General features: G+C 36.9%; 14 protein-coding genes. All 14 read right to left on the bottom strand.

Annotated features, from left to right (window positions below):
- Nucleotides 1-38: 38 nt before the first annotated feature.
- Complete coding sequence (locus HQN83_RS10015; protein WP_173090207.1) at nucleotides 39-1412, bottom strand: NADH-quinone oxidoreductase subunit N; 1374 nt, start codon at nucleotides 1410-1412, stop codon at nucleotides 39-41.
- 4 nt (nucleotides 1413-1416) lie between these two features.
- Nucleotides 1417-2883 (bottom strand): complex I subunit 4 family protein, encoded by a 1467-nt coding sequence (locus HQN83_RS10010; RefSeq protein WP_173090206.1) that lies wholly within the window; start codon nucleotides 2881-2883, stop codon nucleotides 1417-1419.
- Between the two features lie 21 nt (nucleotides 2884-2904).
- Entirely contained in the window at nucleotides 2905-4797 is a 1893-nt protein-coding gene (gene nuoL / locus HQN83_RS10005; RefSeq protein WP_173090539.1) for an NADH-quinone oxidoreductase subunit L, read from the bottom strand.
- A gap of 21 nt (nucleotides 4798-4818) precedes the next feature.
- Nucleotides 4819-5139, bottom strand: a complete 321-nt coding sequence (gene nuoK / locus HQN83_RS10000; protein WP_216854440.1) for an NADH-quinone oxidoreductase subunit NuoK — start codon at nucleotides 5137-5139, stop codon at nucleotides 4819-4821.
- Between the two features lie 8 nt (nucleotides 5140-5147).
- Entirely contained in the window at nucleotides 5148-5645 is a 498-nt protein-coding gene (locus tag HQN83_RS09995) for an NADH-quinone oxidoreductase subunit J family protein (protein ID WP_173090205.1), read from the bottom strand.
- A gap of 59 nt (nucleotides 5646-5704) precedes the next feature.
- A complete protein-coding gene (locus HQN83_RS09990; protein ID WP_173090204.1) occupies nucleotides 5705-6202 on the bottom strand; it encodes a NuoI/complex I 23 kDa subunit family protein in 498 nt (165 codons plus the stop codon).
- A gap of 36 nt (nucleotides 6203-6238) precedes the next feature.
- A complete protein-coding gene (gene nuoH / locus HQN83_RS09985) occupies nucleotides 6239-7276 on the bottom strand; it encodes an NADH-quinone oxidoreductase subunit NuoH (RefSeq protein WP_173090203.1) in 1038 nt (345 codons plus the stop codon).
- Complete coding sequence (locus HQN83_RS09980) at nucleotides 7276-8280, bottom strand: 2Fe-2S iron-sulfur cluster-binding protein (protein WP_173090202.1); 1005 nt, start codon at nucleotides 8278-8280, stop codon at nucleotides 7276-7278. Before HQN83_RS09980 ends, nuoH begins: the two co-directional genes overlap by 1 nt.
- A gap of 5 nt (nucleotides 8281-8285) precedes the next feature.
- Nucleotides 8286-9653: an NADH-quinone oxidoreductase subunit NuoF gene (nuoF, locus tag HQN83_RS09975; protein WP_173090201.1), complete on the bottom strand. Its 1368-nt coding sequence runs from the start codon at nucleotides 9651-9653 to the stop codon at nucleotides 8286-8288.
- A complete protein-coding gene (locus HQN83_RS09970) occupies nucleotides 9653-10165 on the bottom strand; it encodes an NADH-quinone oxidoreductase subunit NuoE family protein (protein ID WP_173090200.1) in 513 nt (170 codons plus the stop codon). Before HQN83_RS09970 ends, nuoF begins: the two co-directional genes overlap by 1 nt.
- Complete coding sequence (locus HQN83_RS09965) at nucleotides 10158-11369, bottom strand: NADH-quinone oxidoreductase subunit D (RefSeq protein ID WP_246254435.1); 1212 nt, start codon at nucleotides 11367-11369, stop codon at nucleotides 10158-10160. The genes HQN83_RS09970 and HQN83_RS09965 overlap by 8 nt, the downstream gene beginning before the upstream one ends.
- Before the next feature lie 3 nt (nucleotides 11370-11372).
- A complete protein-coding gene (locus HQN83_RS09960) occupies nucleotides 11373-11876 on the bottom strand; it encodes an NADH-quinone oxidoreductase subunit C (protein ID WP_173090199.1) in 504 nt (167 codons plus the stop codon).
- Nucleotides 11876-12418, bottom strand: a complete 543-nt coding sequence (locus HQN83_RS09955; RefSeq protein ID WP_173090198.1) for an NADH-quinone oxidoreductase subunit B — start codon at nucleotides 12416-12418, stop codon at nucleotides 11876-11878. The genes HQN83_RS09960 and HQN83_RS09955 overlap by 1 nt, the downstream gene beginning before the upstream one ends.
- Nucleotides 12419-12525: 107 nt before the next feature.
- Nucleotides 12526-12897, bottom strand: coding sequence for an NADH-quinone oxidoreductase subunit A (locus HQN83_RS09950; protein ID WP_173090197.1), 372 nt, complete (start codon nucleotides 12895-12897; stop codon nucleotides 12526-12528).
- Nucleotides 12898-12917 lie beyond the last annotated feature (20 nt).

Below are 12917 nucleotides of genomic sequence, written 5' to 3'. Positions count from 1 at the left end.
TTACTCGTAAAACTACAAATAATTATCTAGAGAAATGGTTATATCAAATTTAAAATTACAGCCGGATATACCCCTAAGAATAATGTAATTACAACAGATAACACCAATACTACTTTGTATTGAAGCGGTGCTTCTAACTCAATTTCATTACCTTCTTTAAAGTACATAGCCACTATTACTTTAAAATAGTAATAGAAACCTACCAATGCATTTAAAATAGCGAACGCTACCAGAAGTATCTGATATTCTCCCATTACATTAAGGAACATTAAATACTTTCCAATAAACCCTGCAGTTAGTGGTATTCCAGCCAACGAAAGCATCGCTATTGTTAATACTAATGCAGTTAATGGGTTACGCTTAGCCAAGCCATTAAAACTATCAAAATGATCGTTACCTGTTTTTTGCTTAACCATAATAAGTACAGCAAAAGCTATAATACTTGCAAAAGTATACGCAGCGGCATAAACCAATACATTATTTGCAGAGTTTCCTGACAAGGTAACTAATGAAAATAATAAATAACCCGCATGAGATATACTTGAATAAGCAAGCATTCTTTTAAAGTTCTTTTGAAACAATGCAGTCACGTTACCAATAAACAAAGTAATACATACGATTGCAATTAAAGGCGGAAGCCAGAAGTCATGCAGAGGAGCAAATGCATCAGCAAATAATCTTAAAAATGCTGCAAAACCTGCAGTTTTAACTACAGTCGACATAAAAGTTGTAATCAAAGTTGGTGCACCTTCGTATACATCTGGAGTCCAGAAGTGAAAAGGAGCAGCTCCCACTTTAAAACTCAATCCAATCATCATTAGAATTATCCCAGGATAAAACATTGGAGAGATCGATTTGTAATTGCCTACCAGATATTGATTAATTGTTTCTAGATCGAATGAGCCTGTCGCACCATAAATCAATGTGATTCCGAATAATAAAAATCCTGTTGAGAATGCTCCCATTAAAAAATACTTTAATGAAGCTTCATTAGACGCAAAATTACTTTTGCGAATACCAGCAAGGATATATAAACAGACAGACATGATCTCGATACCTATAAATAACATAGACATGTTCTTATAAGAGACCATAATGATGATACCTGCCAGGGCAAATAAGATTAAGGTAAAATACTCTGCAATATTTTCGCTATCTGCTGCAAAATAATTTTGAGTAAGCAGAAATATAAATAAGGTACCAAGGATTGTTATTCCAGAGAAAGCCAATGCAAAATTATCCATTTGCATCATCCCAAAATAAGTCTGATTAGTGTTCCATGCAGTAGCAACAAAAACCAGTGAAGTAAGCAGCCCAATAAGAGTAATGGGTAATAATGCTTTTTTAGCCTTAAACAAACCTGCGTAAAGCACTACTAAAGCTGTAACAGTAATTGTTATTATGATATTCATTTGCTTAGTTTACCGATGTTAATTTTTGTGTTACTTGTTCTATTAAATGCTGCACTGATGCCTCTGACAATTGCAGAACTGGTTTTGGATAAACGCCCAATACAATAATTAGTGCACAGATCGTGTACAATACCGCCTTTTCCGAACCCTTTACATCTGTAAAAGTAATCGTAAGGTCGTTAGTTTTACCCAGCATGATGTTTTGATACATTCTAAACATATAAACTGCTCCGAATATAATCGTTAGTCCTGCAAAAACAGCTACCCAGATATTATACTGATATACTCCTATCAATAAAAGAAACTCGCCTATAAAGCCATTAGTACCCGGTAATGCAACAGTTCCAAGAACTATGATTAAAGCCGTAATAGCCAATATTGGTGCTTGCTTTGCAATTCCGCCTAATTCACTTATCCTATTTGTTTTTAAACGACTTGAGATGATGTCAAGAACAAAGAATAATCCTACCACATTTATCCCATGACTTAACATTTGGATCATAGCACCTTGCATACCTTGTGTATTCAATGCAAAAATACCAGCACTTATTAATCCAACGTGTGCAATAGAAGAATATGCTACCAGACGTTTTGCATCTTTTTGCGTAAAAGCTATCAATGACGCATACACAATTCCTATAACTGACAATATGATTGCTACATGTCCCCAATCCTGAACTCCAGTCGGCACTATAGGCAATAACCATCTAATTACACCATAAATACCCATTTTCAACATTATACCTGCTAGTAACATAGTACCTGCAGCCGGAGCTTCAGTATATGTATTTGGTTGCCAGGTATGGAAAGGGAATACAGGCATTTTAATTGCAAAAGCAATAAAGAAAGCCCAGAAAATCCATCCTTGCTGTACTGAATCTAAGTTAAGATTATAGAAAGCCTGGATATCGAAATTATGTGCCGGATTCTGCAAATACAGATAAATTAATCCCAGTAACATAAACAATGATCCTGCTATTGTATAGACAAAGAATTTCATGTTTACCTTAATGCGATCTTTCCCACCCCAAACTGCACAAATAAAATAAATAGGGATTAGTGCTGCTTCCCATCCGATATAAAACAGAAAAGCATCAAGTGAAGTAAACACAATTAACAAACCAGTTTGCATAAAAAGAATCAAAGCAAAAAATGCATTTGAACTCTTGTAATTATGCTGATAGCTTGCCAATATGATTAATGGCACTAACACATTTGTTAATAATATTGTGATCATACTTATTCCATCAACACCAGCATGGAAGTTTATTCCAAGATCATGGATCCATGGATAGTTTACCATAAATTGAGTACTGGCATCCGGGGTAAAGTTACATACCATCACCAATGCTAATGCAAGAGAGACAATTGCCGAAACCAATGCAACATGTTTTGCTGCATTTCCGGAAAAAGCGGTAACCAAGGCTCCTAGCAATGGTAAGAATATAAGAAGTAGTAAAAGTTGTTCCATTATGTTTTCTTGAACGATCTTTTATAGAGATAAATAAGTATACAATAACAATGAGATGATTCCTACCACCATCATAAAAATATAAAAGCCAACATTTCCGGATTGCATCAGGCGTAAACCTTTACTTGCTTCGGTTGTTCCCCAACCAAAACTATTCACAATACCGTCAACAATTTTATTATCTACTATTTTATAGAAGAATACTGAAATTGCATCCAATGGTTTTCTAATTAATGCATCATATATCTCATCAAAATAAAATTTGTTATAAGATAAGTTTGCAAGTACAGAACGTTTAGCTTCATCTGGAGCAGGTACGTGACTTTGTTTAATGTATTTCCCATAAGCTACTGCGATAGAGATTAAAACCCCAACAACAGAAACTGCCATAAGCGCATACTCAGTAGCATGATCAGGAGATTCGCCTGTATGCTTAATTACCGGAGAAAGCCAATGTGATAGCCAATGGTTTCCACCTAAAGCCTCAGGTACACCTATAATACCACCAAATGCAGATAGCACAGCCAATACGATTAAAGGAATAGTCATTGACTTTGGCGATTCATGAATTTTTTCTTCAGAATGGTGAGTCCCACGGTATTTACCATAAAAGGTAAGGAATAACATTCTGAACATATAAAATGCGGTAAGGAATGCTCCAAATACGGCAATTGCCCACATTACTTTATCATGTTGATATACATGTGCTAAAATCTCATCTTTTGAAAAGAATCCTGAGAATGGAGGTAATCCTGCAATCGCGATGGTACCAATTAACATAGTTATGAATGTAACTGGTAGCTTTTTACGTAAGCCCCCCATATGTCTCATATCTTGTTCATGATGCAATGCATGTATAACAGATCCTGCACATAAGAACAATAATGCTTTAAAGAACGCGTGTGTAATTACATGGAAGAAAGCTCCGTTATATGCGCCAACACCAAGACCTAAGAACATATATCCTAATTGAGATACTGTTGAATAAGCAAGTACCTTTTTAATATCTGTTTGGGTTAATGCAATAATAGCAGCCACGATTGCAGTAGCCAAGCCGACAATAGCAATCACATGCTGAATTAGTGGAGCTAAATCGAAGATCAGGTTAGATCTGGCAATCATGTAAATACCGGCTGTAACCATTGTCGCAGCGTGAATTAGAGCCGAAACAGGCGTTGGACCGGCCATCGCATCAGGCAACCAGGTAAAAAGTGGCAATTGAGCAGATTTACCGCATGCACCAATAAACAGTAACAAAGCAATAAGCGCTATAGTATGATCTCCAGGCAACATATTTGCGGCCTGAGGGAATATTTTAGAAAACTCAATACTTCCAAAAGTAGTAAAGATGAAAAACACACCTAACAGGAAGCCCAAATCACCAATACGGTTCATGACAAAAGCTTTCTTCGCTGCCGAAGCATAACTGCTATTTGTATACCAGAAACCGATTAGCAGGTAAGAACATAACCCTACGCCTTCCCATCCTATGAACATTACAATATAGTTCGATCCTAATACCAATAAAAGCATAAAGAAGATAAACAAGTTCAGGTAACTAAAGAACTTACCAAAACCTTCATCGCTATGCATATAGCCGATTGAATAAATATGAATAAGGAAACCTACCCCGGTAACGATAAGTAACATTATAGCACTTAACGGATCTACCAGAAAGGATAGTGGAATATGTAGTTTTCCTGCGCTTATCCAATCAAAAAGAAAAACTTCGTGAGATTTATTTGCATCTGAGCCTAAAGCCAGAAATATACCAACACTAATGGCAAAAGAAACGAAAATAACACTGCTTCCTATAAAACCAATTAGGCCTTTAGATAATGTGTTTCTTCCCAAGCCATTGATTATAAAACCAATCAAAGGAATCAACGGAACCAGCCAAACTAAATCTATTATCATTTTATATCTATACTTATATTACCACTTAAGGCGATTCAACACATTTATATCTACTGATTGAGTATTTCTGTATACCATTACAATAATACTTAAGCCTACTGCGACCTCTGCAGCGGCCAAAGCCATAATGAAAAATACAAATACTTGTCCGGATGGATCATTGTTATGTACTGAAAAAGCCGTAAGCAATAAGTTAACTGCATTAAGCATCAACTCTACAGACATAAATATAACGATAGCGTTTCTACGGGTTAATACTCCTATAACGCCGATTGTGAAAATAATAGCACTTAGCCAGATGTAGTGGTTAAGTGGTACTCCCTGCAATTGTTGAGTCATGTTTTCCACTATACTTTTTCTTTTTTAGTTAACAATACTGCACCAACCATTGCTGAAAGCAATAAAATTGATGAAAGTTCAAACGGCAACATGAATGGGCCGAACAATTCCTTACCCAGGTTTTTCAATAAGCCCAAATTTGGATTTCTTAAAATAACGGGATCAGATACCGCTGTAGCTTTTAATGACCCGATTAAAGTTACCACTAAACAGCATCCAGCTATAACGCCGACTACTTTTACTGCTCCTGATTTTAGTGGTTCGTTATCTTTATTGAGGTTCAGTAACATCAGTACAAAAAGGAATAGAACCATAATTGCACCCATGTAAACGATGAAATTTACTACAGCTAAAAACTGAGCGTTTAACAGAATGTAATGAACCGTAAATGTGAAGAATGTAACAATTAAATAAAGTACGCTATGCACAGGGTTCTTTGAAAAAATAACCATCAGTGAAAAGAATACGCTTAATGTTGCTACAAAATAGAATACTGAAGTACCCATTATCTATGTTTAAACTGTTTATATTAAAAGGCCCTTATCAGGCATTATATACTAAATTACTATTTATTCAATGGTGCCTCAACCAATTTATCTTTACCGTAAATAAAATCTTTACGAAGATAATCAGAAGGTACAATTGGGCCATCTAAGTAGATTGCTTCTTTAGGGCAAGCCTCTTCACATAAACCACAGAAAATACAACGCAACATATTAATTTCATATACTGCAGCATATTTCTCTTCCCTGTATAAATCCTTTTCTTCAGGTTTCCGCTCAGCAGCTATCATTGTAATAGCTTCAGCAGGACAAGATAGGGCGCACAAGCCACAAGCCGTACAACGCTCTCTTCCTTCTTCATCTCTTTTCAAAGAGTGCATACCTCTAAAATTTGTAGAGAACTCTCTTTCTACTTCAGGATATCTTATTGTAGCCTCTTTTTTAAATAAGTGACTAATTGTAACAGATAAACCTTTAACTATTGCAGGCAAATACATGCGTTCTGCAAACGTTAATGGTTTTTGTTCTAATACTTTCTTTTTACTGGTTAATGGTTCCATTAAACCTCCTTATTATTTATCCGCTAATGCGGGTAGTTAAAACTTTTCAATTATTGCAATCACAATACCTGTGATGATGATGTTAGCTATAGCTAGAGGAATTAATCCTTTCCAGCCAAGGTGCATCAATTGATCATAGCGGAAACGAGGAATTGTCCAGCGTACCCACATAAAGAAGAATATGAATGCAAATATTTTTATAAAGAATACAAGAGTTCCAATCAGAGGGCCAATTATTGGTCCTGTATGTAACAATACCCAATCCATCCCTGGATAGTTATATCCTCCAAAGTAAAGCGTAGCCATAACTGCCGATGATACAAACATATTGATGTATTCAGCGAATAGATAAAAACCTAACTTCATTGAAGAATACTCTGTATGATAACCACCAATTAACTCAGTTTCACACTCGGGTAAATCGAAAGGAGCTCTATTTGTTTCAGCGAACGAACAAATCATAAAAAGAAGGAATCCTAATGGCTGATAAAGCACATTCCAATGCCAACCGTGCTGTTGTTCTACAATCTCTTTAAGACTCATTGTGCCTGTAACAAGCAACAAAGCAATAATTGACAAACCCATTGCGATCTCGTAGCTAATGTTCTGCGATGCAGCACGAATAGCACTTAATAATGAGTACTTATTATTAGAGGCCCAACCACCTATCATTACACCGTAAACACCTAATGAAACAACGCCAAAGATGTACAATATACCAACATTGATATCTGTTACCTGCAATGGAATAACGCGACCTGCAATGGTAATATCACTACCCCATGGTATAACTGCGGTACCAATACATGCAGTAAGCATCGCCAGTCCAGGGCCAACCATGAATAACCATTTACTTGCATTCGAAGGAATGATTTCTTCCTTCATGAACATCTTAACTCCATCTGCCAATGGCTGAAGTATTCCAAAAGGACCAGCTCTATCCGGACCAAGTCTGTCCTGTAAAAAAGCAGCTACTTTCCGTTCAGCATAAGTAGAGTACATAGCAATCAATAAACTGATACCAAAAATGATGGCTACCAGTACAAATTTTTCTATTACAAAAGCTATATCCATTAGAATTTGGTTGTTTTTTCTAGTTCTACTTTATTTGCCTGTTGTAATTGAGGATTGTTCTGAATAACAGGTAGCGGTCTTAAGGTTTCATAATGATTAGAAGCAATAACCGAAGTATCGCTAATATGAGTAGGGTGCTCAATTACCCAATCAGCAGTTTTCTTTTTATCAAAACGACAAGTGTTGCAGATAAACTCTTCAACCTCACCATAGATATCTTTGCGTGCTGTAACACGTAAAACATCCTCTCCCTTATACCACAAGGTAACTTTACCGCTACAAGTAGGGCAATCTCTGTGTGCATCAATTGGCTTTGTAAACCAAACGCGATTTTTAAACCTGAAAGTTTTATCAGTTAACGCACCAACAGGACATACATCAATCACGTTTCCAGAGAAATCATTATCTACAGCCGTTTGGATATAGGTAGATATTTCTGAATGATCTCCTCTATTCAGGATACCATGTACACGTTTATTCGTAATTTGATCAGCTGTAAATACGCAACGATAGCATAAGATACATCTGTTCATATGTAATTGGATTTTATCTCCAATATCTATACGCTCAAACGTTCTGCGTTCAAATTCATATCTTGTTTTTTGCAAACCATGCTCATATCCAAGATTCTGAAGATCACATTCTCCTGCCTGATCACACACAGGGCAGTCTAATGGGTGATTGATCAACAGCATTTCAACAACTCCACTACGTGCCTCTATAACTTCCGGAGAAGTAATGTTTAGCACTTCCATCCCATCCATCACTGTTGTACGGCATGATGCTACTAATTTAGGCATTGGACGCGGATCCTTTTCAGATCCTTTGCTTACTTTAACAATACAAGTACGGCATTTTCCGCCACTGCCTTCTAATTTAGAATAATAGCACATAGCAGGAGGCACAATATCACCACCTATTTGCCTTGCAGCATTTAGAATAGTTGTGCCGGGTGCTACTTCTACTGATATCCCGTCTATGGTTACCTTAACTTTGTCACTCATGATTGTTAATTTCCTGTCGTAACTTCTGCTTTCGCAATTGGCTCAGCATAATTTGCTAAACCATAATTAGTATCTAAACATTTGATTGGCTCTTTAACATGCCATTCAAATTCATCTCTGAAATGTCTTATTGCACTTGCAACCGGCCAAGCAGCAGCATCACCTAATGGACAGATCGTATTTCCTTCAATCTTTTTAGAAACATCAACCAATAAATCAATGTCGCTCATTTTACCATGGCCATACTCAATTCTGTGCAGTACTTTTTCCATCCATCCTGTACCTTCTCTACAAGGAGAACATTGTCCACAGCTTTCATGGTGATAAAAACGAGAAAAGTTCCAGGTATTTCGAACAATACACTGATCCTCATCAAAAGCAATAAAGCCACCAGATCCCATCATCGAGCCTGTCGCAAAACCGCCCTCAGATAAAGATTCGTAACTCATCAACCTTGGTTCGCCATTAGCAAGTTTCAAGGTAAGATTTGCAGGCAAAATTGGAACAGATGATCCTCCGGCTACAGTAGCTTTCAATCGTTTACCATTCGCAATACCGCCACAATACTCATCAGAATAAATAAATTCCTCTACCGGTAAGCCTAAATCAATCTCATATACTCCTGGTCTAACTAAATTACCTGAAGCGGAGATCAGTTTAGTTCCAGTACTTCTGCCAATGCCAATCTTAGCATACTCATCTCCACCATCATTGATGATAGGCACAGTAGCCGCAATAGATTCAACATTATTTACTACTGTAGGACATCCATAAAGTCCGGCAATTGCAGGAAAAGGAGGTTTAATCCTAGGATTACCTCTTTTACCCTCAAGCGACTCTAATAAAGCAGTTTCTTCTCCACAGATATATGCACCGCCACCAGGCTGAACATACAACTCCAGATCATAACCTGTTCCTAAAATATTTTTCCCTAAAAATCCAGCATTTTTTGCTTCTGCAATTGCTTTCTCCAATATTCTGATCTGAGGCATCATTTCGCCTCTTACATAGATATAAGACGTATTAGCACCCAGTGCAAAACTGGAAACGATCATTCCCTCAATAAGTGCATGAGGAATATGAGTCATCAGGTATCTATCTTTAAAAGTTCCAGGCTCCGACTCATCTGCGTTGCAAACTAAATATCTTGCTACACCTTCTGGTTTCGCCAAAAAACTCCATTTCATTCCCGTAGGGAATCCTGCACCACCGCGACCACGTAATCCAGACTTCTTAACCTCTTCAACAACTTCATCAGGAGTTAAAGTTTTTAGAGCCTTTTCTACAGCGCGATACCCACCTTTTTGGCGATAAACATCAAATTTATTGATGCCTGGTACGTTTATGTGTTCTAATAATAGTTTACGGGCCATTATTTCTTGCGTAAATCTTGTATTAACTCGTCAACCTTTTGTTCATTAAGGTTTTCGTAAAATGTATATTCAGGACCAATCTGTAATACCGGACCATAACCACAGGCAGCTAAACACTCTACACCTCTCCAGCTAAATAAGCCGTCCGACGTAACTTCCCCTTCTTTAACACCTAAGTTTTGTTCTATATGGTTCATCAGCTTCTCAGCACCTACTAAACAGCAAGGTCCCGTTCTGCAAACTTCCAACATATACTTACCCTGCGGTTTTAAAAAATACATACTATAAAACGAAGCCACTTCATATACCTCGATACTCTGTATATCAAGATAAGCAGCAACTTTATCCATAGCATTTGGGCTTAACCAACCTAATTCGGCTTGAACCTCATGAAGCATTGGTAACAAAGCAGATTTCTGTTTACCTTTCGGATATCTGCTAATTATCTCATCAAACTTTTCTTTTAAAGCTGATGAAAACTCCACAGGTTGTTGTTCTTCTACTTTAAGCATCTAATTCTCCTGCAATAATGTTCATACTACTCATGTTAATAATGGCATCAGATAAAAGCATGCCTTTACTCATTGGTGCAAACATTTGATAATTAATAAAACTAGGTCTTCTGAAGTGCAAACGATATGGTGTTCTTCCTCCATCATTGATCAAATAAAATCCAAGTTCACCGTTACCACCCTCAACTGAATGATAAACTTCGGCTTTAGGAGCATCAATTTCGCCCATCACAATTTTAAAATGATAGATTAATGCTTCCATGTTATTGTAAACCTCTTCTTTAGCAGGTAGATAAAACTCAGGAACATCTGCATGGAAAATACCTGCAGGCTCATGTTTTATTTTTTCTAAAGCCTGTTCAATCAACCGAACGCTCTGCCACATTTCTTCATTACGAACAAGGTAGCGATCATAAATATCACCACTTGTTCCTACCGGAACTTCAAAATCAAAGTCTCCGTAAGATGAATAAGGATCACTCACACGAACATCGTAATCTACACCTGCTGAACGCAATAAAGGCCCTGTCCACCCATAATCAAGAGCTTGTTCAGCCGATACCGCAGCAACCTTAGCTGTACGATCTATAAAAATACGATTACGGTTAAGTAAGCTTTCAAACTCTCTTAATGCTACAGGGAACTCTTTTAAAAACTTATTGATCTTAGCAAAGGCGATTTCATTGAAATCTCTTTCAAAGCCACCGATACGTCCAACATTAGTAGTTAATCTTGCTCCACAAATCTCTTCATAGATCTCATAAATATGTTCTCTGAATTGAAATAAATATAAAAAAGTGGTGGTTGCACCTGTATCCTGAGCAATAATTGTATTACAGATAATATGATCTGAAATACGAGCCAACTCCATGATAATTACCCTTAAGTAATCAACACGTTTAGGCATTTCAATACCCAATAACTTCTCAACTGTCATGTGCCAACCCATATTATTTATAGGTGAAGAGCAATAGTTTAATCGATCTGTTAAAGGTGTGATCTGATAGAAAGGACGGTGTTCTGCAATTTTTTCAAAAGCACGATGAATGTAGCCAATAGTAGATACACCACTAACGATGCGTTCACCATCTAACTGAATTACATTTTGAAAAACACCATGTGTGGCAGGGTGAGTTGGGCCTAAATTTAAGGTAACCAATTCATTCTGCGGGTCGTTATCTGTATATACCGGTTGATTCATCATTTCTTATCTACCAAAGTATTCGTCTTTTTTATCTACTCTGTTTGGATCTTCTAAAGGATATTGTTTTAACATTGGATGAACACCAAGATCATCCATATTCAATATTCTTCTAAGATCCGGATGGCCTTCAAACTTTACTCCAAACAAATCATAAGTTTCTCTTTCCATCCAATTAGCTGCATTCCATAAGGGAGTTGCAGTTGGAATTTCAGGGTGATGCTCGTCTATAAAAACTTTCACTCTAACCCTGATTCTATTAACCATGCTATGTAAGTGATAAACCACTGCGATACCATGTTTTTTCTCCGGATAATGCACAGCTGTGATATCTGTAAGGAAATTGAAGCTGGCTAATGTATTTTGCTTTAGAAAAGCTAAAACATCGATAATAACATCCTTTGTGGTTTCAAAAGTGAGTAACCCATAAGGCTCGGTAATTCCAATTATTTTTCCACCAAACTTTTCAGTTAGCTGTTGTATTAATTCCTGATTAGTAACCTCTGCCATTATTCAATTCCGTATGAAGCCAACATTTCTCTATATTGATCTGAGTTCCTTCTTCTTGAAGATTCATTCTTAACCAATTCCTGAATTTTACCAAAGCCATCTAAAATAGCTTCCGGTCTTGGTGGACACCCCGGAACATACACATCTACCGGAATAATCTCATCTATCCCTTGCAAAACAGAATAAGTGTCAAAAATACCCCCGCTTGATGCACAAGCACCAACAGCAATCACCCAACGAGGCTCTGCCATTTGTAAATATACCTGCTTAAGAACCGGACTCATTTTCTTGGCTATTGTCCCCATTACCATTAATAAATCTGCCTGACGTGGAGAAAAGCTTAAACGCTCAGATCCAAATCGACCAAAGTCATAATGAGATCCCATGGTAGCCATAAACTCAATACCACAGCATGAAGTTGCGAATGGCAAAGGCCATAATGAATGGGAACGGGCCAAGCCAATAACCTTATCTAAGGAAGTAGCAAAAAAACCAGATCCTTCTATGCCTGGAGGCGCGTCTACTATATTGATGTTACTCATGATACAAAACGAAAAAGGTTCATTCCTGTAAAGAATGAACCACAAATCTACAATTTTTTAAAAGCAAATGAATTAAGTTGAGGGCATTTAGAAACAATCTAAATAATCTAATTCCAATCCAGTGCTTTCTTCTTTATAACGTAAATAAAGCCTAATAATAATGTTCCCATAAAGATAAACATCTCTATCATTCCAGCCATTCCAAGTGCTCTGAAATTAACTGCCCAGGGATACATAAATATTACCTCCACATCAAACAGGACGAAGAGAATAGCTACTAGAAAATACTTAATAGAAAATGGCTGACGTGCATTACCTATCACCTTTATACCAGCCTCAAATGTTGACAGCTTATCAGATGTTTTCCTCTTAGGGCCTAAAAAATGTGTTGCAATTAAAGTAACAACAACAAATCCTAAGGCAACAACTACTTGAAATATAATTGGTAAAAAATCTACAGGTACACTTTGAGTTTCCATTTGAATATAATTATGAGGCA

It is taken from the genome of Pedobacter foliorum (assembly GCF_013266735.1).
Classification (GTDB): domain Bacteria; phylum Bacteroidota; class Bacteroidia; order Sphingobacteriales; family Sphingobacteriaceae; genus Pedobacter; species Pedobacter foliorum.
This window is presented reverse-complemented; position numbering and strand designations above follow the sequence as displayed.